The 23897-nt window shown below is 71.3% G+C and carries 19 protein-coding genes; 9 read left to right on the forward strand and 10 right to left on the reverse strand.

Annotated elements, in window-relative coordinates; translation table 11 throughout:
- The first annotated feature begins 4 nt into the window (after positions 1 to 4).
- Positions 5 to 1837 carry a hypothetical protein gene (locus tag EAO75_RS14135; RefSeq protein WP_147995404.1) on the forward strand — a complete coding sequence of 611 codons (1833 nt, stop codon included), beginning with the start codon at positions 5 to 7 and terminating at the stop codon, positions 1835 to 1837.
- Positions 1838 to 1847: 10 nt separating this feature from the next.
- Here EAO75_RS14135 and EAO75_RS14140 read toward each other — a convergent pair whose 3' ends face one another.
- Complete coding sequence (locus EAO75_RS14140) at positions 1848 to 2528, reverse strand: nucleoside/nucleotide kinase family protein (protein WP_147995405.1); 681 nt, start codon at positions 2526 to 2528, stop codon at positions 1848 to 1850.
- A gap of 136 nt (positions 2529 to 2664) precedes the next feature.
- Here EAO75_RS14140 and EAO75_RS14145 point away from each other — a divergent pair, with 136 nt between their 5' ends.
- Together EAO75_RS14145 and EAO75_RS14150 are read left to right on the forward strand one after the other, a co-directional pair.
- The gene (locus tag EAO75_RS14145; RefSeq protein ID WP_147995406.1) at positions 2665 to 4161 is read left to right on the forward strand and encodes a hypothetical protein; all 1497 of its coding nucleotides are present in this window, start codon (positions 2665 to 2667) and stop codon (positions 4159 to 4161) included.
- Positions 4162 to 4486: 325 nt separating this feature from the next.
- Positions 4487 to 5623 (forward strand): HoxN/HupN/NixA family nickel/cobalt transporter, encoded by a 1137-nt coding sequence (locus EAO75_RS14150; RefSeq protein WP_187284434.1) that lies wholly within the window; start codon positions 4487 to 4489, stop codon positions 5621 to 5623.
- A 28-nt stretch (positions 5624 to 5651) separates the two neighbouring features.
- Here the strand turns inward: EAO75_RS14150 and EAO75_RS14155 are convergent, their stop codons facing one another.
- From EAO75_RS14155 to sthA, 3 genes are all read right to left on the reverse strand, one after another.
- Positions 5652 to 6611: a hypothetical protein gene (locus EAO75_RS14155; RefSeq protein WP_147995407.1), complete on the reverse strand. Its 960-nt coding sequence runs from the start codon at positions 6609 to 6611 to the stop codon at positions 5652 to 5654.
- Between the two features lie 11 nt (positions 6612 to 6622).
- The gene (locus tag EAO75_RS14160; RefSeq protein ID WP_147995408.1) at positions 6623 to 8095 is read right to left on the reverse strand and encodes an APC family permease; all 1473 of its coding nucleotides are present in this window, start codon (positions 8093 to 8095) and stop codon (positions 6623 to 6625) included.
- A gap of 304 nt (positions 8096 to 8399) precedes the next feature.
- Entirely contained in the window at positions 8400 to 9803 is a 1404-nt protein-coding gene (gene sthA, locus EAO75_RS14165; protein ID WP_147995409.1) for a Si-specific NAD(P)(+) transhydrogenase, read from the reverse strand.
- A gap of 168 nt (positions 9804 to 9971) precedes the next feature.
- Here sthA and EAO75_RS14170 point away from each other — a divergent pair, with 168 nt between their 5' ends.
- Positions 9972 to 11153, forward strand: a complete 1182-nt coding sequence (locus tag EAO75_RS14170; protein WP_147995410.1) for a sulfite oxidase — start codon at positions 9972 to 9974, stop codon at positions 11151 to 11153.
- Between the two features lie 93 nt (positions 11154 to 11246).
- On the opposite strand, the gene EAO75_RS14175 is transcribed toward EAO75_RS14170, so the two are convergent.
- Both EAO75_RS14175 and EAO75_RS14180 read right to left on the reverse strand, forming a co-directional pair.
- Complete coding sequence (locus EAO75_RS14175) at positions 11247 to 11453, reverse strand: hypothetical protein (RefSeq protein ID WP_147995523.1); 207 nt, start codon at positions 11451 to 11453, stop codon at positions 11247 to 11249.
- Positions 11454 to 11582: 129 nt separating this feature from the next.
- The gene (locus tag EAO75_RS14180) at positions 11583 to 12791 is read right to left on the reverse strand and encodes a beta-1,3-glucanase family protein (protein WP_147995411.1); all 1209 of its coding nucleotides are present in this window, start codon (positions 12789 to 12791) and stop codon (positions 11583 to 11585) included.
- A gap of 489 nt (positions 12792 to 13280) precedes the next feature.
- On the opposite strand from EAO75_RS14180, the gene EAO75_RS14185 reads away from it, so the two are divergent.
- A complete protein-coding gene (locus tag EAO75_RS14185; protein WP_147995412.1) occupies positions 13281 to 14177 on the forward strand; it encodes a GNAT family N-acetyltransferase in 897 nt (298 codons plus the stop codon).
- A gap of 129 nt (positions 14178 to 14306) precedes the next feature.
- Positions 14307 to 14633, forward strand: coding sequence for a hypothetical protein (locus EAO75_RS14190; RefSeq protein ID WP_147995413.1), 327 nt, complete (start codon positions 14307 to 14309; stop codon positions 14631 to 14633).
- Positions 14634 to 14656: 23 nt separating this feature from the next.
- Here the strand turns inward: EAO75_RS14190 and EAO75_RS14195 are convergent, their stop codons facing one another.
- Positions 14657 to 15562: an AraC family transcriptional regulator gene (locus tag EAO75_RS14195; protein WP_147995414.1), complete on the reverse strand. Its 906-nt coding sequence runs from the start codon at positions 15560 to 15562 to the stop codon at positions 14657 to 14659.
- A gap of 146 nt (positions 15563 to 15708) precedes the next feature.
- On the opposite strand from EAO75_RS14195, the gene EAO75_RS14200 reads away from it, so the two are divergent.
- On the forward strand, positions 15709 to 16470 hold the full coding sequence (locus EAO75_RS14200; RefSeq protein ID WP_147995415.1) for an SDR family NAD(P)-dependent oxidoreductase: 762 nt from the start codon (positions 15709 to 15711) through the stop codon (positions 16468 to 16470).
- A gap of 6 nt (positions 16471 to 16476) precedes the next feature.
- Here the strand turns inward: EAO75_RS14200 and EAO75_RS14205 are convergent, their stop codons facing one another.
- Positions 16477 to 17361, reverse strand: a complete 885-nt coding sequence (locus EAO75_RS14205; RefSeq protein WP_147995416.1) for a Gfo/Idh/MocA family protein — start codon at positions 17359 to 17361, stop codon at positions 16477 to 16479.
- A gap of 234 nt (positions 17362 to 17595) precedes the next feature.
- On the opposite strand from EAO75_RS14205, the gene EAO75_RS14210 reads away from it, so the two are divergent.
- Together EAO75_RS14210 and EAO75_RS14215 are read left to right on the forward strand one after the other, a co-directional pair.
- The gene (locus EAO75_RS14210; RefSeq protein WP_147995417.1) at positions 17596 to 18453 is read left to right on the forward strand and encodes an aldo/keto reductase; all 858 of its coding nucleotides are present in this window, start codon (positions 17596 to 17598) and stop codon (positions 18451 to 18453) included.
- A 94-nt stretch (positions 18454 to 18547) separates the two neighbouring features.
- Entirely contained in the window at positions 18548 to 20314 is a 1767-nt protein-coding gene (locus EAO75_RS14215; protein WP_147995418.1) for an ABC transporter ATP-binding protein, read from the forward strand.
- Between the two features lie 25 nt (positions 20315 to 20339).
- On the opposite strand, the gene EAO75_RS14220 is transcribed toward EAO75_RS14215, so the two are convergent.
- Positions 20340 to 22802 (reverse strand): CBM35 domain-containing protein, encoded by a 2463-nt coding sequence (locus EAO75_RS14220; protein ID WP_147995419.1) that lies wholly within the window; start codon positions 22800 to 22802, stop codon positions 20340 to 20342.
- 54 nt (positions 22803 to 22856) lie between these two features.
- Complete coding sequence (locus EAO75_RS14225) at positions 22857 to 23894, reverse strand: LacI family DNA-binding transcriptional regulator (RefSeq protein WP_187284435.1); 1038 nt, start codon at positions 23892 to 23894, stop codon at positions 22857 to 22859.
- Positions 23895 to 23897 lie beyond the last annotated feature (3 nt).

Raw genomic sequence — 23897 nt, forward strand, 5'->3', positions numbered from 1 at the left:
ACCCGTGCATCTCCCTCGCCAGCTCGGCGCCCTGCACGACCTCCCCGACACCCCGGAGGCGTACGACGCCGTCCTCGCCGGTGTCGTCGAACAGGCACTGGCCCGGCTCACGCCGGAGGGCAACCTGGAACACCCGGACGGCGGCGACGACATCGGCGACACCTCGCTCGGCGTCACCTCGCTCCTCGCCCTCGCCTGGCAGCGGGGCAAGGACCCGCGCCTGCCGGAGGCGGTGCGCCGCAGCCTCGCCTTCCATCTGCGCGAGCGGGTGTACACGGAGGACAACCCCGGATACCCGAACCTGAAGGCGCGCGCCTGCGGTCTGCCGTACGCCCGTTACACCCTGGCCGCGGGCGCGCACCCCATCGGGGACTGGCCCAGCACGGTGTGGGCGCTGCTGCAGGCCGTCAACATGCTGGACCTGGCCGACGGACTCGTCGAGGACGAGCGGCGCGCCGAACTCGTCCAGGTGGCGCACGGCTACTGGCGCTGGCTGACCGAGGCGACCTTCTTCAACCCGCAGGAGGCCGGCAACCAGGCCATCGGCTGCGTGGTCGGCGGCCTGATGCTGGCCCGCCACCTGCCCGCCCCGGACGGCCACGCCGTCCGCGAGCGCGCCCTGCGCCTGTACGAGGAGGAGATCCGCGCCCACCGGGTGAACGACCGGGGCGCTCTGCTGCCGCCCGAGCACGGCGGCGCGTACGACAACAACTACGGACCGATCTCCCTGTCCTTCCTCGCCCAGGCCCACCGGATCAGCGGCGCGGAGATCTTCGCCGAGGACGGCGACGCGCTCGCCCGCTACATCGACGCCCGCCTGCCCGGCGGCGGCTTCGACAATGGCGGCCCGCGCTACAGCGAGCAGCACAGCGGCTTCGAGTCGGTCCTGGGCCTGCGCTACTTCGGCGCCCGGATCGGCTCCGACCTCGGCCGCTACCGGGGCGACACCCGCTGGGGCCGGCACGCGGTCAAGCCGGACGGCGGCATCGACGGGCACTTCGCCTGGATGCTGGTCTGGCAGATCCAGGACACCACGCGCTGGCACCGCACCCCGTCCACCACCCCGGCCCGCCACCAACTGCGCTCGGGCACCGTCTCGGTGGCCTTCGACGACCGTATGACCCCGTCGCTGGTCGAGGCGGCCGGCACCTACTACCTCCCCGCCGCGGTGAACCGGCAGCACGGCTTCGGCCCGGTGACGGACGGCTTCCTGCACTGCCGCCCGATGGGCGAGGTCCGCGTCCGGGACGTCCACGCCGACGGCCTCACGGCCAAGCTGGTCACCAAGCCCGTCGTCGGCCGCGACCACGTCCTGCGGCATGTGCGGTCCCTGTACGTCACCGACGGCAGGGGCCTGTGGATGACGGTCGCGGTGGAACGGCTCCCCGGCACGCCGTACCTGCTGGCCGGCCTGCCGTACGCCACCGACGACGGCGACCGGGTGCGCCGCACCGCGGACGGCGAGGTCACGGCGGCAGGGGAACTGCGGCTGACCCACCCGGAGTCGGACGGTGTGGACCACTTCGACGCCCGTGCGGAGCGGACCCAGGAGGAGGCCGCCTTCGCCCTGGCCGCCGATCCGCGCGGCTACGGCAACCCCGACCTGGGCTGGAGCCATCTGGTCGGCTCGACGGCCCTGGAGGCCGGACCGGCGCCCGGCGCCCCGGACGACCTGCACGTCTTCGCCGTGCGCTACGGGCCGGAGGGTCCGTTCGCGCCCGCCTTCGCAGCCGACGGTTCAGAGCTGACGGTCCGTACCGAGGCCTTCACCGCAGTGATCGGCGAGCCTGCGGGCGACGCACACGGAGACCCTGAGCTGACGCTGAGGGCCGTGTAGGCCGAGCCACTCACGCCCCCGCACGGGCCGTCGGCGGCTCGTGCGGGGTGGGCAGAGCCGCGACCGGCACCACCAGGTCGGCCCGGTCCCGGGTCGTCGCGACCAGCTCCGCGTTGCGCTGGTCCGAACGCAGCACCCACGCCACGGCCTCGTCGTGCGGCTTGCCGAACTCCTCGTGCCGGGCGATGAGCCGCCGCAGCCGCTCCGGCTCATCCAGCTCGCAGAACCACACCTCGTCCAGCTGCGTCCGAACCTGGACCCACGCTCCTGTGCCCAACAGCAGGTAGTTGCCCTCGGTCACGACCAGCCGGGCCGTCGGCTCCACCGGGACGGCCCCGGCGATCGGCTGCTCCAGCACCCGTTCGAAGCCGGGCGCGTACACGGTCTCGCCGTCGGTGTCCTCGTGCAGGCGACGCAGCAGCGCCGCGTACCCCGCCGCGTCGAACGTGTCGGGCGCGCCCTTGCGGTCCCGGCGCCCGAGCCGCTCCAACTCGACATCGGCGAGATGGAAGCCGTCCATGGGCACATGCGCGACCCATGGCTCCGCGGCGCCGTTCAGCTCCCGCACCAGGCGTTCGGCGAGCGTCGTCTTGCCCGCGCCGGGGCTGCCCGCGATGCCGAGGACGGCGCGTCGGCCGCCCCGGGGGAGTGACCGGGCGCGGGCGAGGAGGTCGTCGAAGGTCAGGGCCACACAGCTGAGTGTGGCACCTCCGTGTCATTCGCCTGGCGCAACCGCGCGCTTCACGCCCCTGCCCGGCTGGGTAGTTTGTCCGTGTTTTGCCCGTTCTCGGTGTTCTCGGTGTTCTCGTATGAGTGAGGGGTGGACGATGGCCCAGGGCACGAAGCCCATGCTCGTCGGTGCGGGGCGGCGCGACGAGGCGCACGTGTCCGGCAGGCCCTGGCGGGCCCGCGGCGACGGCCTGCTCGCTGCGGTGGCCGTCGCCTTCACCCTCGCCCAACTCCTCCTCGTGCGGCCCTCGATGGGCCTCGGCTGGGACGAGGTGGTGTACGTCAGCCAGGTCGCCGGCGACGCGCCGGCCGCGTTCTTCAGCGCACCCCGCGCCCGTGGCGTCCCGCTGCTGGTGTGGCCCATCGCCTCTTGGTCGTCCTCCACGACCCTGCTGCGTGTCTACCTCGCCGTCCTGTCCGGACTCGCTCTGTATCTGTCCCTGCGTGCCTGGCGTCACCTGTTCCCGGCCCGCGTCCTGGCCGGCGCCGGCGCCTTTTTCGTCACCCTGTGGATGACCCTCTTCTACGGCCCCCAGGCGATGCCCAACCTCTGGGTCGCGTTCGGCGCCCTGCTCTGCGTCGGCTGCTTCCTGCGGGCCCGCGCCGACCGTCTCGACGAGTGGGCCCTGCGGGGCGTCCTGGCCGGCGCCGTGCTGATGGCGTGGATGCGGCCCACCGACGCCGTCTGGGTCACGCTGCCGCTGCTCGTCCTCGCGGCGGTGGCACGGCACCGGCGGCTCGGGGCCGCCCTCGCGGCCGGGCTAGTGGCAGGCGGTGTCCAGTGGGTGATCGAGGCGTACGTCAGCTACGGCGGCCTGCGCGAGCGGCTCAACGAGGCCTCCCGCATCCAGGGCGACCTCGGCTGGAACCTTGCGGTCGACGACCAGCTGCGCAGCCTGGTCGGCATTATCCTGTGCCGGCCCTGCGACGTGGCGACGCCCCACCCGGCCGTGTTCGCCTGGTGGTTCGTGCTCCCGCTGCTCGCCGCCTACGCACTGGCGGTCGCGGTCCGCGCCGGACGCACCACCCGCACCCTGGTCCCGCTGGCCTGCGCCACGACGGCCGCCTTCCCGTACCTGTTCCTGATCGGGTACGCGGCGCCCCGCTTCCTCCTGCCCGCCTACGCACTTCTCGCCATCCCGGTCGCGGACGCGCTGTGGAACCTGGTCACCGCGCCGAACGGTCGGTGGCGCCCGGCGGTCGCGACCGTGGTCGGGCTCGCACTGGCCGGACATCTGGCCGTGCAGTACGTCGTCCTGGACCGCACCGTCGAGCGCACGAGCGCCTCCCGCCTCGCCTGGGCCCGCTCCGCCGCCGAACTGCACACCCTCGGCGTGCGCCCGCCCTGCCTGCTCACCGGGCACGAGGCCGTCCCCGTCGCCTACTACGCCGGCTGCGGCTCCGCCGCGATGCGCGGCCACAACGTCAACACCACCAGGGCCGAACTCCTGCGGACCGCCCGCCGTCTCCCGGTCGGCGCCCTCACCGCGCCCGGCCGCAAACCGCCCCGCCACGCCCGTGACTGGGAGCTTCACCGCCTCGACGGCCTGGACGTCCGCATCGCCCCGGCCCCGGTCGCCGGCGACTCGGCATGACGTCGCAGGAGACCCTCCCCACGGCCGGGCGCACACGGGTCCACTGACACACGGTCCTCGCGCGAGCCGTCCTGGTGGCCGCGGCCCCGCTGGCCCGGCGCCACTGGCCGGCGCTGCGAGCTGGTCGAACAGCGCCGCAGCCGACCCGACGGGCCGGACGCCGCGCCCTGAACCGGCGCCGCGCTTTTGGTGCGCATGGCCAGAAGCTGTGGCTTCCATGGCGAAGAACTGCCACGGCCTTTACTGCACATGGTTTGCAAGTGCTGGAAGATGGCCGCAGGCTGTACAACGCAGCCGCCGCCACAAGAAAGACACTCCCTCCCCGATGACGGCTGCCCCTGACTCCACTCCGACCCTCCCCGCCACCGCCACCGCGTGGCACCGCGTCCGCACCTCCATGACGCGGCAGGAGTGGAGCAGGGTCGGCGGCATGGCCGCGTTCGTGCTGGCTCTGCACGTCGCCGGCTGGGGCACCCTCGTCGCGGTCGTCGGCCCCGAGCACTACAGCGTGGGCACGCAGTCCTTCGGGATCGGTATCGGCGTCACCGCGTACACGCTCGGGATGCGCCACGCCTTCGACGCCGACCACATAGCGGCGATCGACAACACCACCCGCAAGCTGATGGGGGAGGGGCAGCGGCCGCTGTCGGTCGGCTTCTGGTTCTCGCTCGGCCACTCCAGCGTCGTGTTCGCGCTGGCACTGCTGCTCTCCTTCGGCGTGAAGACGCTGGCCGGACCGGTCCGCGACGACGGCTCCCGCCTGCACGACATCACCGGCTTGATCGGTACGACGGTCTCCGGCGCCTTCCTCTACCTGATCGCGGCGATCAACCTGGTCGCCCTCGCAGGCATCTGGAAGGTGTTCCGCCGCATGCGCTCGGGCCACTACGACGAGGCGGCCCTCGAACAGCAGCTGAACAACCGCGGCTTCATGAACCGCATCCTCGGCCGCGCCACGAGATCGATCACCAAGCCCTGGCACATGTACCCGCTCGGTCTGCTCTTCGGCCTCGGCTTCGACACCGCGACCGAGGTCGCCCTGCTCGTCCTGGCCGGCTCCGGCGCCGCCTCCGGGCTGCCCTGGTACGCGATCCTGTGCCTGCCCGTCCTCTTCGCCGCCGGCATGTCCCTGCTGGACACCATCGACGGCACGTTCATGAACTTCGCCTACGGCTGGGCCTTCTCGCAGCCGGTCCGCAAGGTCTACTACAACCTCACCGTCACCGGCCTGTCCGTGGCGGTCGCCCTCCTGATCGGCACCGTCGAACTCCTCACCCTCCTCGCCGACCGCCTGTCCCTGCACGGCCGCTTCTGGGACTGGATCACCGGCCTCGACCTCAACACCGCAGGCTTCGCCGTGGTGGGCCTGTTCGCCGTGACCTGGGCCGTGGCCCTCGCGGTGTGGAGGATCGGCCGGATCGAGGAGAGGTGGACGACGGGCCCGCGGTCCGAGGAGTCCTGACACCGAGCGGCCCCACCGGGGCCGGGGGTCAGGCCTGCACCCCCACCTCCCTGTGCCACTTCACCAGCTGCTTCTCGGGGTCGCCGGTGTACGCCCACGGTGCGCGGGTCGCCCGGTGGCCCAGCATGCGGAACAGGGCCGCGGCGATGTCATGGACGCCCGCTTGACAGGCCGCGTGCGCCAGGTAGTTGACGTCGCGCAGCTCGCCGGGGGCCACCTCCTGGTCGGCGCGGCCCATGATCCAGCGCTCCCAGGTCCGGCGTACGTCGCTGACGGCGCCGTCGTTGTTCCAGTGCTGGCCGATCCCCATGGAGGCGTGCTGTCCCTTGGCCGCGTCCAGCGCGTAGCGGAACTCCTCGACCCGGGCGTACTGCACGAGCACCGGCAGCGGGCAGCCGGACGGAGCCACGCCGGCCGCGTCGCGGGCGAAGTCGTACATCAGACCGTGGGTTCCGTGCCAGCGCGAGGAGTAGTAGTGCAGCACCTGCAGATGCCCCTCCACGCTGTACGGGTCGCGCCCGTGCAACTCGTCCCACCAGCGCCCCAGTTCCTGGCGCCGTACACCGTTCGGATACAGCCGTGCCACGGAGATCAGCGAGATCCAGGGCGTCGGATCGTCCGGGTAGGAGTCGGCGGCCCTGAGGCACGACAGCACCGCGGTGTCGACGCGCCGTGTGTCGATCGGCACGCCCCGGCCCGCGGCGATGGCCAGGTTGAACGCCCGGGCCGTCTCCGTGGCCGCCCGCAGCACCAGCGCGTTGCCGCTGTGCGGCTCGGCTGCCAGCCACGACTCCACCGTGGAACTGCTCGCGCAGGCCTGGGCGAGCAGCCGCACCCGGTGGCCCCGCACCAGCCAGTTCGGGCCGGTGGCGCGCAGCAGTTCCCGCAACCCCTGCCAGCGGCCGATGACGATGTCCTGGCGGGCAGACGTCAGGGCCGCGTCCCCGCAGTCGGGGTCGAAGTCCGGATTGAAGTTGCCTCGCGCCATCGGGGTCTCCCTCAGAAGTCGGTCGGAAGACCCTCATGGACGAGGGAGTCGTTACCGTCGCCGCCGGCAGGGACATACTCCGCCTCGACGGTCCTCGTGGCGTCCAGTTTCGCCGGCCGGTAGTAGTCGCTGCCCTGCCGCCAGTACCAGAGCATCGGGACCAGACCGGCCGCGATACCGCCGAGGCCGATCACGATCGCCGAACCGCTCAGCTCGCCCAGCGACTCGAAGAAGATCCAGAACATGAACAGGGCACCGAACAGCGGCCACAGACCGCCGAGTACGAAGTCGCCCACCGACGTCAGCAGCATCTTGCGGTAGGCGACCACCGCCGCGAGACCCGCCAGCCCGTAGTACACGGCGATCTGCAACCCGATCGCCGAGATCGCGTCGGAGAGGATGTCGCCCACCGTGCCCAGGGAGTTGGCGGCGACGAACATCGCCAGCGCCACCACGCCGACCACCGCGACCGCCACCCACGGCGTGTTCCAGCGGCGGTGCACACGCCCCAGTGCCGACGGCATCGTGTGGTCCCGGCCCATGGCGAACAGCGAGCGCGTGACCTGGATGAGCGTGGTCTCCAAGGTGGCGATGGTGGACAGCATCACCGCCACGATCAGCAACTTGCCGCCCCAGCCCGGCCACACCTCCTCGCCGAGCACCGCCAGCACGTTGGCGTCGTTCTCCTGGATCTGCCGTGAGGAGAGGATGACGTTCACCGCGATCGTGAAGACCTCGAACAGCAGGAAGACGACACCCACTCCGATGAGTCCCGCGAGTCCTGTCGTACGGCGGCTGTTGCGGGTCTCCTCGCTGAGATTGCTGGTCACGTCCCAGCCCCAGTAGTAGAACGCGGCGATCAGCGCCCCCGACGCGAATCCCGCCGCCCCGTCGAAGTGCCCGAAGCCGAGCCAGGACCAGTCGAACGCGCGGGCATTTCCGGAGTGGAAGAGGGCGAGTACCGCGAAGAGCGCCAGTATCGCCAACTCGACGCCGGACATCACGATCTGCGCCCGCACGGTGAGCCGTGCCCCGCCCAGCACCACCAGCAGCATGACCAGGAACCAGCAGGCCCCGACCAGCGTCGACAGCGCGGTGTTCTCCGCGAGTTCCTCGTCGAACAGGGCCAGGGTCATCGATCCGGCGGGCAGCGAACCCGCCACCATGAAGATGGTCGTCGAGACCACCAGCGCCCATCCGCTGAGGAAGCCGAGAAAGGGGTGCAGTGTCCGTCCGACCCAGGAGTAACTGGCGCCCGCGTTCACATCGATCCGGCCGAGACGGCTGAACGCCAGCGCGATGCCCAGCATCGGTATCGCGCAGTACAGCAGCGCGGCCGGGCTGGCCAGACCCACCGCGCCGACGAGAACCGCTGTGGTCGCGGCGATCGAGTACGCAGGGGCGCTGCCCGCGACCGCCATCACGACCGTGTCGAACGTACCGAGGGCATTGGCTTGCAGCCCTCTGCCCCTGTTGTTGCTCATGCGCGCTGCTTTCCGTCTTGCACACCACCGAGCCGAACCGGCCCCGACGGCGTAGAGGGGGGTGTGATGGAACAACGCCACGAACCGGAGAGGGATGACCTCGGGTCAGGGGCGGCAAAAATGGGGTGGCGGACACTGTACGCCGTTGCGTCGCGATGCAGTCACGCCGTGTGTGCGAGTGATGATAGCCACACTCTTTGAGGCTTCAAGAGCCAAGAGATCTCCCGTCGATACGTCCGTCGAACAGCACGACGACGGGACCCCCGGACGAACGGCTCGCCCGGGGGTCCCTGATCTCGGTGGCTCAGTCCCCGATGTGGTCGATCTGGCGGAGCCTGTTCGTGGCGTCCAGGGCGGCGACCTTGTAGGACTCCGCGAGGGTGGGGTAGTTGAACACCGCGTCGACGAGATAGTCGACCGTTCCGCCGCAGCCCATCACCGACTGCCCGATGTGGATGAGCTCCGTCGCCCCCGTACCGAAGCAGTGCACACCGAGCAGTGTGCGGTCCTCGGGGGAGACCAGCAGCTTCAGCATGCCGTGCGAGTCGCCGATGATCTGCCCGCGGGCCAGCTCGCGGTAGCGGGAGATGCCGACCTCGAACGGCACCCGGTCCTCGGTGAGCTGGTCCTCGGTCCGGCCCACGAAACTGATCTCCGGGATGGTGTAGATCCCGATCGGCTGGAGGTTGTGCATCCGGCCGACGGGCTCCCCACAGGCGTGGTAGGCCGCCGAACGCCCCTGCTCCATCGACGTCGCGGCCAGCGCCGGGAAACCGATGACATCGCCGACGGCGTATATGTGCGGCACCTCGGTGCGGTAGTGCTCGTCGACGGTGATCCGGCCGCGCGGGTCCGCGCTCAGCCCCGCCTTGTCCAGGTCCAGCTCGTCGGTGAGCCCCTGCCGGCCCGCCGAGTACATCACCGCGTCGGCGGGGATCTTCTTGCCGCTCTCCAGGATGGTCAGCGTCCCGCGGGCATGCCGCTCGACCGCGGCGACCGTCTCCCCGAAGCGGAATGTCACGGCGAGGTCCCGCAGGTGGTACTTGAGCGACTCGATCACCTCGACGTCGCACATGTCGAGCATCCCGGCACGCTTCTCCACCACGGTGATCTTGCTGCCGAGCGCGGCGAACATCGACGCGTACTCCATGCCGATCACCCCGGCGCCCACGATCACCATGGAGCGCGGCACCCGCTCCAGTGCGAGGACGTTGTCCGAGTCCATGATCGTCCGGCCGTCGAACTCGACGCTGCCGGGCCGCGCGGGCCGGGTGCCGGTCGCGATGACGATGTGCTCGGCGGTCAGCAGCCGCTCCTGGCCGGTGACCTCGCGCAGGGCGATGGTGTGCGGGTCGACGAAGCGCCCGGTCCCGGCGTACAGGGCGACGTGGTTGCGGGACAGCTGGCTGCGGATGACGTCCACCTCACGGCCGACCACGTGCTGGGTGCGCGCGGTGAGGTCGGAGACGGTGATGTCGTCCTTGAGCCGGTAGCTCTGGCCGTACAGATCGCGCTGGGTGAGACCGGTCAGGTACAGCACCGCCTCGCGCAGGGTCTTGGAGGGGATGGTCCCGGTGTGGATGGAGACACCGCCGACCATGTCGGGGCGGTCGACCACGGCGACGCGGCGACCCAGCTTGGCCGCGGCGATGGCGGCCTTCTGGCCACCCGGGCCGGATCCGATGACGAGCATGTCGAAGTCGGGCACCCTCCGGAGTCTGTCAGCCGCGAGACCCCTTTCGAAAGGGTGAGCCGTGAACCATTGCCCGGGTGAAGTGACGGGCACGGAACGCAGGTTGCGTCTGCGCCCCGCACACACCCCGGATCAGCCCGCTCCACCGGCGCCATGACGCGCGTGCGGGTCGATAATGCGGGTATGGGTCACCGACTCGCCGACGCGAGCACGCCGGCCCGGCTGGCCGCCCCGCAGGAGGGCATCGGCCGGGACGAACTGGCGCTCGCGACCCGCAACCACGGCCTGCCCCTCGAAGCACTGCGCTACGACATCACCCCGCCCGGCCTGCACTACGTCCTGACCCACTACGACATCCCGTACGTCCCCGACGGCACCCCCTGGCCCTTGACCCTGGACGGCCGCGTCCGCCGCCCCCTGCGCCTCGACCTGACCGACCTGCGGAGCTTCCCGCAGGTCACCACCCGCGTCACGCTGGAGTGCGCCGGGAACGGCCGCGCCCTGCTGACCCCGCGGCCGGTGAGCCAGCCCTGGCTCGTCGAGGCGGTCGGCACCGCCGACTGGACCGGCGTACCGCTGCGTCTGCTGCTCGCCGAGGCCGGGGTCCGCCCGGACGCGGTCGACGTGGTCTTCACCGGCGCCGACCACGGCGTCGAACGGGGCGTAGAGCAGGACTACCGGCGTGCCCTGACCGTCGAGGTGGCCACGGGCAGCGATCCCGAGGTGCTGGTGGCGTACGCGATGAACGGCGCACCGCTGCCGCCGCAGCACGGCCGCCCGCTGCGGCTGATCGTGCCCGGCTGGTACGGCATGGCGCACGTGAAGTGGCTGTGTGGGATCACCGTCGTCGACGAGCCGTTCACGGGGTTCCAGCAGGCCGTGGCCTACCGGCTGCGCCGGGACCCCGGTGACGTGGGGGAGCCGGTCACGCGGATCGCCCCGCGCGCGCTGATCGTCCCACCCGGCTTCCCGGACTTCATGTCCCGGGCCCGCGTGGTCCGGCCCGGTCCGGTGGCGCTGGAGGGGCGGGCCTGGTCCGGGCGTGCACCGGTGACGCGCGTCGAGGTCAGCGCGGACGCGGGACGCACCTGGCAGGACGCCGAGGCGGCGCCGCACGACGGGCAGCGGTGGGCGTGGCGTCGCTGGCGGTACACGTGGACGGCGACCCCGGGGGAGCATGTGCTGAGCGCACGGGCCACCGATGCCGAGGGCCAGAGCCAGCCCCTGGACCAGCCCTGGAACCGCGGGGGCTTCGCCAACAACCTCGTCCAGCGGGTGCCGGTGCTGTGCCTGGACGACAGCGAGGGCGGGATCGGCGAGAACGGGACCCGGGCCGGCGGACCCGAGCCGGACCTGGGCCGCTGACCCCGAGGGCAGCCCGGCGCGGCGGGCGCACCAGGCCGCCCCGGGTGCCGACCCGCACCCCGGGGCGACCCGCGCGCATGGTGGCGGGTACGGCTACGGCAGCAGCTTGTCGAGGGCGGACGGCCCCTCGGCCGCCAGCTTGCGCTTGGCCCATTCCAGGTTGCGGGGGGTGATGTCCTTGCCTGAGGCAAGGACAATGTCCTCGGGGGACACTTCGGTGCCGGTGCGGGCGTGGAGCAGGTCGTCCGGGGTGACGCGCTCCCCGGACGGCCCGGACGCTTCGGGCTGGGACGTCGGCATCATCTCTGCTCCTCGGATCCGGGTGACTTCTTCGGGCCCGGTGCGGTCATCGGGTCTGTTAACACCATTCAACGCCCGAGCTAACCCTGCATCCGGAGCCGCCGGCAGCCCGCCGCGTCCGGGCCCGCGTCAGCCCTCGAAGGACGTGAGGGTCAGCGTGATCCCCGTCGGTGCCGTGTCCTGGATGTACGAGGCGAAGTCGGCCACGTCGTCGAAGGCGAAGCCGTACGCCTTGCCGTCCCCGGCCGCGGCGTGCATCGCCCCGGCGTAGTGGTTGGTGAGGTCGGTGCGGTAGAAGGTGGCGGGGTCGGTCGTCGGCTGCGCGGGGTGGCTGAGGAGCGTCGAGCGGTTGAAGCCGGCGCCGAGGACGGCGGCGACCGGGCCGGTCGTGCCGTCGTTCGGGGCGGCGAGGTTGCCGTCGCAGAACAGCACGTCCCGGGTCGACGGCTTGCCGAAGGACACCTGGGCGGGCCCGTCGAAGGTGAACCGGTCACCGCGCACCCGCCCGGTGAACGTCCCCGCGTTGGTGGTGACGGTCAGGTCCCGCCCGGTGTACGTGCTCCACACCTCGTCGATGTACGGGGCGAAGTAGTCCTTGGCGAACAGCCCGGCGTCCAGGCCGTGGCCCGGGGCGATGACACGGGTGTCGTCCACGACCAGCCGCGCGAACGCCTCGGCCTCGCGCACCGCGGCGAACGCCGCCGCACGCCCACCGGCGCGCAGCCTGCCCGCGGTCTGGTCCTTGGCGCCGGTCAGCCGGATGCTCATCGGCACGCTGAACATGTCGACCATGGTGGTGTTGCAGAACATCCCCGACGCGTTGTACGTGAACTCGGCGCAGTCGTGCAGCACCGGGTAGTTGGGGTCCGAGGTCACCCAGCCGGCCGGGTACTGGAGCGCGGCGTTGCCGTTGCCGTCCGCGACGGCCTTGAACTTGAGCTTCTCGCCGAGCGACACATAGATACGGCCGGACATGTAGGGGAGGGAGAGCCGGGTCTCGCCGCCGCCGGCCAGGGGGATGGCGTAGTCGGTGAAGCCGTCGGGGCCGTTGTCCGACAGCGCGATCGGCGCGAGGGTGCCGTCGGGCGTGACCCGGACCTGCCTGCCGTCCTGGTTGCCGACGATGTAGAGGTGGACGCTCGCGTTGGCGAAGGAACCGCTGTCATTGGCGATCGTCAGCGGCAGCGGGCCCGCAGCGGCAGGCGCGTCACCGCCCGCGGGCGTACCCGCGAGTGCGTACGGGGCCACGGTGGCGGCGACAGGGACGGCCACCGCCGCGCCGCCGAGGGCGAACAGGAGCCTGCGACGACCGAGTGGGCGCTGATGACGGGAAGTCATGTGGGGGATCTCCCGGAGTGCTTGTGGGGGTACTTGAGCGGTGGCAGCGAGCCGTCGAGACCGCTTGAGAGCGCTCTCGAAGCGAGCCGAACGAACCATGGCCGCCACCGATGAGCCCCGATGCTACGCACGACCCCCGCCTCGGCCAATGGGTCTGCACCCATGCCAAATGCCGCTGAACTGCGGGAACTTGAAAGACCACGGAATGACCACAACCGCTTAATCCTCGCCTAAGACCGCCTTAAGTCTGGAGACGCCATTGAGAGCGCTCCCGGATCGTGACGGAGGTTTGCTCCAAGAAGCGGGAGAAAACCCATGGACGACCCTGCCGAAGATCACGTACTGTGTGGCTCCACGCCCTGAGACGGACGGAAGGAGGCGAGTGCCGTGCAGTTCACATCTTCCCAGCGCTCCCTTTTCCGCTGCCCCGGCGTGCGTGTCGCGATCTGACCGGGAGCGCTCCAAGCAGCCTTATCCCGGAGGAATTCCGTGACCGATCTGGTCATCCGTACGCTCTCCACGAGCGACGCCCATCTTTTCGACGCACACCCCGACCCCCTGGGTGCCCGCGAGGGTCACCTGCGCACCACGTTCCGCCCCGAGTGGAAGCGGGTGGCTCTGCGCGACGGCACGGTCGTCGCCCGTGGCGCATGGTGGGGCGGCCCCGACGACTCGGAGCCCATCAACATCAACTGGTTCGACGTGGCCGAGGGCGAGGAGGAGGCGGGCGCCGAACTCCTGCGCTCCGCCCCCTGGCAGGTCGAGCTCGAAATCAACCTGCTCGGCGGCTGGCGGGACGATCCCGCCCTGAAGGCCGCCGCCGAAGCCCGTTTCAACGCCGCGCGTGCGGCCGGCTACGAGCTCCTCGTGGAGCGCTTCCTGTACCGCTGGACGCCGGAGCTCGGCCTGCCCGAGCGGCCAGGACGGCTGCGGTTCAGCGCCGAGCCCGATGACGCGGTCTTCTTCGACGCGCTGCGGCGCATCCACTCCGTCACCCTGGACGCGCACTCCCTGCGGGCCATCGAGGAGGGCGGGATCGACAAGGCCGCCCAGGAGGAGCTCGACTTCTTCCACTGGTGCCCGTCCCCACGGGAGTGGTGGCAGGTCGCGCACACGCCGGAGGGCGAACTGGCCGGCATCCACATCCCGGCTCACAACCCGTCCGGCCCGACCGTCGGCTTCATCGGGGTCGTCCCCGAACAGCGGGGCAACGGCTACGCCTACGACCTCCTCGCGGAGTGCACCCACTTCCTCGTCGAGCAGGGCGCGGAGTTCGTCACCGGCGCGACGGACCAGGGCAACTTCCCCATGGCCGCGAACTTCGCCAAGGCGGGCTACCCGGTGGTCAAGGAGCGGATCAACTTCCAGGCGAAGACACCGGCGTAGCCGAGGAGTAGCACCCCGGACCGGTGAATGACGGACGGCCCGGACCCCGACCGCGGGTCCGGGCCGTCTGTCAGTGCCGGGTGGCATGCTGGCCGACGGCGTGATCGACGGCGGGCGACGGAGGCGGGCATGGGCTTCGACGGCGGGGTGTGGCGGGTGAGCGGTGGCGACGAGCCGGTGGGGGAGATCCAGATCGACGAGGCCGACTTCCCCTGGCTGGCGGGCCGTTTCACGCCCGGCCCGGGGTACGACGCGGTGCGCGACCTGTTCGCCCGTGAACTCGCCCTGTTGGAGCGGGACGACGACGAGGCCCTCACGGCGTGGGAGGCGGCCTACGAGGAGATCCGAAGCCGCCTCTCGCTGTCCTCGCCGGACGGCCCCGTCGCCGAGTTTCTGCTGCACATCGAGGGGGACAGGGCGTGGTTCCGATGGAGCGAGGAGCCCTTCGACGAGTAGCCCGCAGCCGCGCCCGGGCCCGCTCAGGTCAGGACACCCGCGGGGCTGCGCGCGGCGTCCCGCAGGCGGGCGGCGTCCTTGCTGGGAGGCGCGCCGAACCGGCGGCGGTACTCCCGGCTGAACTGTGACGGGTTGTCATAGCCCACGCGTTGGCCCACTCCCGTGACGTCGCCCGGGTGGGTGGCGAGCAGCAGACGCGCCTCCTGGAGCCGGATCTGCTTCTGGAACTGGATGGGGCTCATCGCGGTCACCGCCTGGAAGTTGCGGTAGAAGGCGGAGACACTCATGCCGGACATCCGGGCGACGTCCTCGACCCGGAAGGGATCCGCGTAGTTCTCGCGAATCCAGCGCACGGCCCGGGACACATGGCTGAGACCGCTGTCGGCCAGGCCGAGCTGCCGTACCGTCGCCCCCTGGTCCCCGGTGATCACGCGCCACAGGATCTCCCGCTTGACCAGCGGCGCGAGCACGGCCCGGTCGCGGGGCTCGTCGAGCAGGCGCAGCAACCGCACCACCGCGTCGAGCAACGCGTCCGGGGCGTCGCTCACGGCGATCCCCGACGGCGGGCCGCCGCCGAGGCGGGGAGTGACCCCCGGGCCGGCCTGGAGCAGCAGCTCGGCCACGGCGGCCGGGTCCAGCGTGAGCCCGAAGCCCAGGGCGGGGTGCTCGGGATCGGCCCCGGTGAACTGGCCGGTGACCGGCAGATCGACCGACGCCACCAGATACTGCCCGGCGCCGTACTCGAAGACGCGGTCGCCCAGAGCGAGGCGTTTGGCGCCCTGGGCGATGACAGCGAGAACAGTGCCGGACATCGAGGGCGCGGGCGGATCCGACCGGTCGACCTTCGAGATGAGGACACCGTCGATGGGGGTGGTCCAGTCGGGACGCGCGTGCCGGGCCAGCAGCACGCGGAGCTCTTCCAGAGGCATACGGCCATTGCAGCACGGTTGCGCCCGACGGCTCTCGAACGCGAGAGGATCGTGCAAGTGCGGGCGAGCATCGTTCTAACGTTTGTGCAGGTCAGAAGGGTTGAATGGAATCAGTTCACCGGTTCCGTTCACTCAGAGGAGAGACCATGAAGATCGCCATCGTCACCGGCGCCAGCTCCGGCATCGGGCAGAGTGCCGCCATCGAGATCGCCAAGCGCGGGGTCGGGGTGATCCTGACCTACGGCAAGAACGCGCGCGGCGGTATGGAGACGGTCGCCGCCATCGAGGAGGCGGGCGGCACCGCCGTGGCGCTGCCGCTGGACGTCGGTGCGAGCGACACCTTCGACGCCTTCCGCGACACGGTGGCCGGCGTGCTCAAGGAGACGTGGGGGCGCGACACGTTCGACCACCTGGTCAACAACGCGGGGATCGCACAGACGGCGCTGATCGAGGACATGACGGAGGACATGTTCGACCGGCTGACGCGGGTCCTGCTCAAGGGGCCGTACTTCCTGACGCAGAAGCTGCTGCCGCTGATGGCGGACGGCGGCGCCGTCGTCAACACCAGCAGCAACTCGGCGGGCACCACCACCGGCCTGGAGCCCGGCTACTCGGCCTACGCCACCATGAAGGGCGGCCTGGACGTACTGACCCGCTACATGGCCAAGGAGTTCAGTGGCCGCGGCATCCGGGTCAACGCCGTCTCGCCGGGGGCGACCCGCACCCGCCTCGGCGACGACGCCTTCACCCGGTTCCCCGAGGTGGTCCCGGCCATCGCCGCGAAGTCTGCCTTCGGCCGGGTCGGCGAACCCGACGACATCGGCGCGATGATCGCCACGCTCGTCTCCGAAGAGAGCCGCTGGGTCACCGCCCAGAACATCGAGGTCTCCGGCGGCTACAACCTCTAGGGCCGGTCAGCCGCCGTTGAACAGCGCCTCTGCCTCGGCCAGAATCTCGCTGACCCGCAGCCCGAACCCCGCGTCGCACGCGTGCGCCTGCCCGGTGCGGGCCGCGGTCAGCAGAGCGTCCCCGGCACGGCCGAAGGCGGACACCGCGCTCTCGGAGCTCTCCGGCAGCAGCGTCACCCCGGCCGTACCCCGCAGTTCCACAGCGGCCCCCGCGGCGGCCGGCGGTGCCGTGAGGCTCAGGGTCAGTGTGCTGGACGCGCCGCTGACGTGGTCGAGGACGAGGTGGACGGTGTCGCCGGGTCCGGGCGCGGCCGCGGTCACCCGCCTCGCGTCGCCCAGGACGGGCAGTAGCACCGACAGTGCGTGCGGGCCCACGTCCCACAGTGCGCCCTTCTCGCGCCGCCACGGCGAGTCCGCGAACGGGCTGTCGTCACCGCTGAACACCGCCCCGAGCCACTGCGCCCGCCCGGTGAACCAGCCTTCCGCAGCCGCCTGTTCGGTGACCCACGCCTCGGTCTCCGGCTGGAAACGGGTGGTGAAGAAGACGACCGAGGCCACACCGGCCGTCTCGACGGCCTCGACGACCGCCCGCGCCTGCTCCACCGTCGGCGCGAGCGGCTTGTCGAGCAGCAGATGGCAGCCCGCCCGCGCGGCTCGTACCGCGAGGTCCGCCTGGATCGCCGGGGGCAGGGCGACGGCCACCGCGTCCACGTCGGCGAGCAGCGCGTCGACCTCGTCGTAGGCCCGCACGCCGTGGCTGTCGGCCAGCTCCTTCGTGGGGGCCGTACGCCGGCCCCACACCCCGACGAAGTCCAGTTCCCCGTGCCCGCTGAGGGCGGGAGCATGGGCCATCCGGGCCCACGGGCCGGTGCCGAGCAGTCCTATGCGCATGCCGCCGCCTCTCAACTGTGCCGAAATCGACTCGTCAATCGAGGGTGAGCGTGTCACACCGACCGGGAGACCTCGCAAGCGGAGGGGCGGACCCGGGCGGCCGATCCCGCCGCCACGGATTCAGTGGCGTCGTCGCTGAATGCGTTCTCTTTCTTCTATTGGACCTCTCGCGTGCGGACGGCCACGCTGGACGACAACGTTGCCCGAGCGACAGCCGAAAGAGGTCACGAGCCCATGCACACCCGCCGCATCGGGGATGTCCAGGTCAGCGCGATCGGCCTGGGCGGGATGCCCATGTCCATCGAGGGCCGCCCGGACGAGGCGCGTTCCCTCGCCACGATCCACGCCGCGCTCGACGCCGGCGTGACCCTGATCGACACCGCCGACTCCTATCACCGCGACGCCCACGAGGTCGGTCACAACGAGACCCTGATCGCCAAGGCCCTCGCCTCCCACGACCTCGGCAAGGACGTCCTCGTCGCCACGAAGGGCGGCCATCTGCGCCCCGGCGACGGAAGCTGGACGCTCGACGGCAGCCCCCGCCACCTCAAGGAGGCGTGCGAGGCGTCCCTGCGCAGGCTCGGCGTGGAGGCCATCGGGCTCTACCAGTTCCACCGCCCCGACCCGAGGGTGCCCTACGCCGAGTCCGTCGGCGCGATCCGCGACCTGCTCGACGAGGGCAAGATCCGCATGGCCGGTATCTCCAACGCGAACCCCGAACGCATCAGGCAGGCGAACGACATCCTCGGCGGCCGGCTGGTCTCCGTACAGAACCAGTTCTCCCCGGCGTTCCGCTCCAGCGAGCCCGAGTTGCGTCTGTGCGACGAGCTCGGCATCGCGTTCCTGCCCTGGAGCCCGCTCGGCGGTATCTCCCGGGCCGGTGAACTGGGCTCCGCCTACGCCCCGTTCGCGCGCGTCGCCGAGGCGCACGGGGTGAGCCCGCAGCAGGTGTGCCTGGCCTGGATGCTGGCCAAGTCGCCGGTCGTCGTCCCGATCCCGGGGTCGAGCCGGCCGGAGACGATCCTGGACTCGCTCGGCGCGCGCGACCTCGTGCTCACCGACGAGGAGATCGCGGAGTTGGACGCCGTCTGAGGAATCGCGTGTACATCCTGCCGGTGCGGGATGGGTAAGCGCTTGCTGTCCGCAGGCTCGCTCTTCATCCGGCACCTTGGGAAGGACAACGCCGATGGCGTCGTCACACGAGAGACCGCTCGACCACCGCTACCGGGACGAACACCCGGTCCGCACGCTCGCCTATCTGTTCCGCGCCGACCGTCACCGCCTCGCGGCGGCGGTCGGCGTCTTCACGGTCAAGCACAGTCCGGTCTGGCTGCTTCCGCTGATCACCGCGTCCATCATCGACACCGTCGTCCAGCACCAGCCGATCAGCAGGCTCTGGCTGAGCACCGGCGTGATCATGTTCATCCTGCTGGTCAACTACCCCCTGCACGTGCTCTACGTACGCCTGCTCTACGGCAGCGTGCGCCGCATGGGCACCAGCCTGCGCTCCGCGCTGTGCACCCGCATGCAGCAACTCTCCATCGGCTACCACTCGCGGGTCAGCGCCGGTGTGCTCCAGGCCAAGGTCGTGCGTGACGTCGAGACCGTCGAGCAGATGGTGCAGCAGACCGCGGAGACGGGACTCGGCGCGATCACCGTCCTCATCGGCGGCCTGGCCATCATCGCCGTACGCACCCCGGAGTTCGTGCCGGTCTTCCTCGTCGTCGTGCCCGCCGCCGCACTGGTCGTCGCCCGCCTCCGCGCGCGGCTGCGCACCCACAACGAGAGCTTCCGCCACGAGGTCGAGACCCTGTCGTCCCGCGTCACGGAGATGACCCGCCTCATACCGGTCACCCGCGCCCACGGGCTGGAGGGCAAGGCACTGCGGCGCATGGACGGCACCCTGCACCGGCTGCTGACCTCCGGCATGCGCCTCGACCTCGTCAACGGCCGCTTCGGCTCGCTCGCCTGGGTCGTGCTGAACGTGGTCGGCGTACTGGTCCTCGCCGGCGCGGCGCTGATCTCGTACCACGGTGTGTGGGGCGTCACCGCCGGCGACGTCGTCATGCTGAGCGCGTTCCTGACGACCCTCACCAACTCCACGACCACGCTGGCCGGTCTGGCCCCGGTCATCACCAAGGGCCTGGAGTCCGTCCGTTCCGTGGGCGAGGTGCTCCAGGCCCCCGAGCTGGAGGACAACGAGGGCAAGGCCGAACTCGCCGCGCWGCGCGGCGCCGTGACCTTCGAGGGGGTCGGGTACGCCTACGACAGCGGTCGCCCCGCGGTGCGTGACTTCACCCTGTCCGTGTCGCCGGGGGAGACGGTCGCCCTCGTCGGCGCGTCCGGCGCGGGCAAGTCCACCGTGCTGAACCTCGTCATCGGCTTCATCCGCCCGACCTGCGGCCAACTGCTGCTCGACGGCACGGACATGAACACCCTCGACCTGCGCACGTACCGCCGCTTCCTGTCGGTCGTGCCGCAGGAGTCGATCCTGTTCGACGGCACTATCCGGGAGAACGTCGCCTACGGCATGGACGACGCCGACGAGGAGACAGTGCGCGCCGCGCTGCGCGACGCCAACGCGCTGGAGTTCGTCGACCGGCTGCCGCAGGGTCTGGACACCCTCGTCGGCGAGCGCGGGGCGCGGCTGTCCGGCGGGCAGCGACAGCGCCTGGCCATCGCCCGGGCCCTCATCCGGGACCCCAGAGTGCTGGTCCTGGACGAGGCGACCTCGGCCCTGGACACCCGGTCGGAGGCGCTCGTCCAGCAGGCCCTGGCCCGGCTCCTGCACGGCCGCACCACCTTCGTGGTGGCCCACCGTCTGTCCACGGTGCGCGGCGCGGACCGGATCGTGGTGCTGGGGGACGGCCGCATCGAGGAGATTGGCACCCACGAGGAACTCCTGCGCCGGGGCGGAGCGTACGCGGCACTGCACAGCGGTCAGGTCGCCTGACGCGTGTGCGACTGCCGGCCGGCGGCTACGGCCGGGCGACGACTCGGCCCAGCTCGATCCGGTCGATGTTCGGCGCCCAGGCGGTCGCGTTGCCGAACGTCACCTTGTTGGGGCCCTGCCTCAGCTCGACCGGGACGCTCACCGTCCAGTAGTCGTCCGGGCTCCAGGTGTTCTTGAAGGTGACCCGCACCGGCGCGGCGTCGCCCACCGTGATGTCGGCCGTTCGGGAGGTGATGTCCGTGTTGTAGGCGTGGCCGTTGTCGCGCCGGTCGTTGTGCGCGTAGTGGACGACCAGCAGATAGCGGCCGGAGCTGGGCGCCTCGACCGTGAACTCGGCCGTGCTGGAAGGGCTGTTGCCGAGCCGGCCGATGCAGGAGCCGGTGGAGGCGTACGGCGAGTCGACGAGTTCGGCCCCGCCCGCGAGGACGGCCGAGGCAGCCTCGTGGCCGAGGGTGCCGGCGGTCGAGCCGTCGCCCGAGACGTCGAGGGAACGGAGCGCGCAGTGCTGCGCGGTGACCGTGAGGCGGTTGTTGCCCGCCGCCAGGTAGAGGCGCAGCGGAGCTCCGGGCGCCGCCGTCACCGTTTCCCCGTGCAGGGCGAGCTCCACCGTCGCCGAAGCCCGCGGCACGACCGTGTAATAGCCGTCGCGCGGGGCGTAGACGTCGAAGACGGCCCTGTCGCCCGGCCCCAGGACCAGCGCGCCCGTGCCGACCCCGGTCGACGAGGAGTAGTCGTACGACGGGCTGCCGTCGATGTCCGCCAGTGTGGCCTCGTACGAGGCGGAGGGTTCGCCGGTGCGGGCGGTCAGGTCGACGCGGTCGAGGGTGACCTCGGCGGAGCCCTTGGCGAGCGTCAGTACGTGGTTGCCGGCCGACAGGTGGATCGGAAGCTCTTTCCTGGCGCGGTAGGTCCAGTTCTCGGTGGACGGGTAGGTGACGGTGACCGGGTCGCCACCGTCCACCGAGAGCCGCTGGGTGGCGGGGCCGCCGGACTGGTTGCCGTAGAGGACCGCGAGGTCGTACGTCCCGTCGCGCGGCACCGTCACCGTGAAGTCGACCTTGCTGGTCGGCCGGTCGAGGGCGCCGACGTCCTGTGCGCCGGAGGCGGCGTAGCCGCCCGCGTTCTCGACCGTGCCCTGGGTACGGACCTCGCCGTCGGTGACGGCCGCCGCCTGCGCCTCGTACGACGCCGTCCAGGGCACCGACGGCGTGGACGGGGTGCCGCGGCCGCCGGGGGTGAGGACGATCCGGTAGGCGGACATCCTGTGCATGCCGCGCAGCGGCACGGTCATCGAACCGTCCTCGGCCACCGGCACCTTCGTCCGCGCCAGGACAAGGGGCGTCGCGTGCTGACCTTCGTAGCCGGACCAGGCCGCCTCGGCGACGGTCACGTCGACCGTACGGCCGAAGGCGGACCCGGGGACGTCGCGGACCACGACGTCGCAGTCGCCCTCGCACCCGCCGAGCAGCACCTGGGCCTGGCGGCGGGTGGTGTCGAGGGAGGCGAGGCCCTGGAGGGTGTCGACGGCGTCGGCCCGCGGCGGGCTCACCTTGACGGTGTCGCCGGTCAGCCCCGCGTACCAACGGAAGAACCACCAGCCGCCGTTGGGGATGCCGGTGCGGACCACATGGCCGTTGAGGTTGCCCGCCGCGTCCCAGTAGGCCGTGTTGGCGTAGACCTTGTTCCTCTCGAACATCGAGACCCACTGCACGAGTTGCCCGGGCACGGACAGGTCCCGACGGTTGCCGTACTCGTCGATGTTGATCCTCAGCGGGGCAATTCCCGCCTCGCGCTCCAGCGAGCGGTAGTCGTCGTAGTGCGCCTGGAAGTCCCGCAGCGAGTCGGAGCTCAGCTCGTGCCAGGTGATGACCTGGGGCAGGACGTTCTCGCGCCGGGCGAAGGCGAGGAAGTCCCGCATCAGGCGGGGGTGGTAGCCGGCCTCGTTGGGGCCGGCGATCCTCGCGTCCGGGTCGATCGCGCGGATGCGCCGGTACACCGTCTTCCAGTCCTGGAGGAACCGGTCGCGGTTGGCCTCGTACCGTGCCTGGTCGGCGGCTTCGAGCTGGTACCAGATCTGGTCGGGCTCGTTGAACGGGATGTAGACGAAGCGATCGCTGTCGGGGTGCGCCGACACCTCCTCGACGACCTTGTCGACCTTGGTGAGGTAGTCGTCGATGCCGAGGTCCTCGTACGGCCACTCGGCGTGGACGTCCTGCATCATCACCAGGATCTCGCCGCCGCCGTTTCGGAAGAACGACCTGGAGACGGTCAGCGCGTCGCCGTTGGGATGCTGGGCGCCGCCCTCGGGCTTCTGCGTGACGCTGGTGATCTTCAGCGGCTCCAGCACGGCGTCGCCGGGCACCCCGTCGTCACTGAGCCCGTACAGCGCCCCGTTGGCGCCGAGCAGCACCGGACCCTCGGAGGCGGCGAGGTCGACGGTGAGGCGCTGCGGGGTGGGCGTCAGGACGGCGAGAGCTCTCGTCTTCATCACGTGCCTTTCGAGAACGGGTGGTTCAGGAAGCGGGACTCGGAACTGCGGTGCTCAGGCCGTGGCGGGCGGCGGCCCCGAACTCTCCCGGACCACCAGCTCCGGCACCGAGACCGGATGCGGCGCGATCTGCGCGGCCTCCTCCAGAACCCCGTGCAGCAGGGCGAACGCGGCCCTTCCCAGCCCGGTGAAGTCCAGACGTACGGTGGTCAGCGACGGAGTCAGATAGGCGGAGTGCGGGGCGTCGTCGAACCCGGCCACGCTGACCTCGCCGGGGACGCGGCGACCGCACTCGTGCAGCGCGCGCAGCACGCCGAGCGCGAGGTCGTCGTTGCCGCACAGGATCGCGGTGACGGCGGGGTCCCGGGCCAGCTCCAGGCCTGCCGCGTGACCGCCCGCGGGGCCCCAACTGCCCTGTACGGGGCGGGGTTCGGGTGCGCCCGCCTCCTTCAGCGCCCGTCGCCATCCGCTGGTGCGGGCGCTCGTGCGGCGGGTGCCGGACGGGATGGCGACGTAGTGCACCGTCTCGTGACCCAGGGCGAGCAGATGGCGGGTCGCCTCGTAGGCGGCCTCGCGGTCGTCGGTCCACACCCACGGACGGTCGCCGCGCGGCGGGCTCGCCGGGGTCTCGACCACGCCGACGACCGGGAGTTCGGCGGGGACGGCACCGAGGGCCCGCACTCCCGCAGGGTCGTAGGCGATCACGACGATCCCGCCGCCCGCGTCCGCCGCCCGCTGCACCTGGGCGGCGACGGCCGCCTCCTGCGCCGATTCCAGAACGCCGATCCCGACCGCGTACGACGCCGCGCGGGCCGCCTCCTCGACGCCCTGGAGGATGGAGGCGTAGCCGTGGTGGGTGGTGTTCGCGGTGAGCACGGTCACGGACCGGTTGCGCCCGCTGGCCAGGGCGAGCGCGGTGGCGTTGCGGCGGAAGCCCAGCTCGTCGATGGCGGCGAGCACGCGGTCCCGGGTGGCGGGCTTGACGCTGGGGTGGCTGTTGATCACCCGGGAGACGGTCTGGTACGAGACGCCGGCGGCGGTCGCGACGTCCCGGATGCTCGCAGGGCGTCTTGTGTGACCGGTCACATTCATGCC

The sequence above is a fragment of the Streptomyces sp. UW30 genome, assembly GCF_008042075.1.
GTDB lineage: Bacteria > Actinomycetota > Actinomycetes > Streptomycetales > Streptomycetaceae > Streptomyces.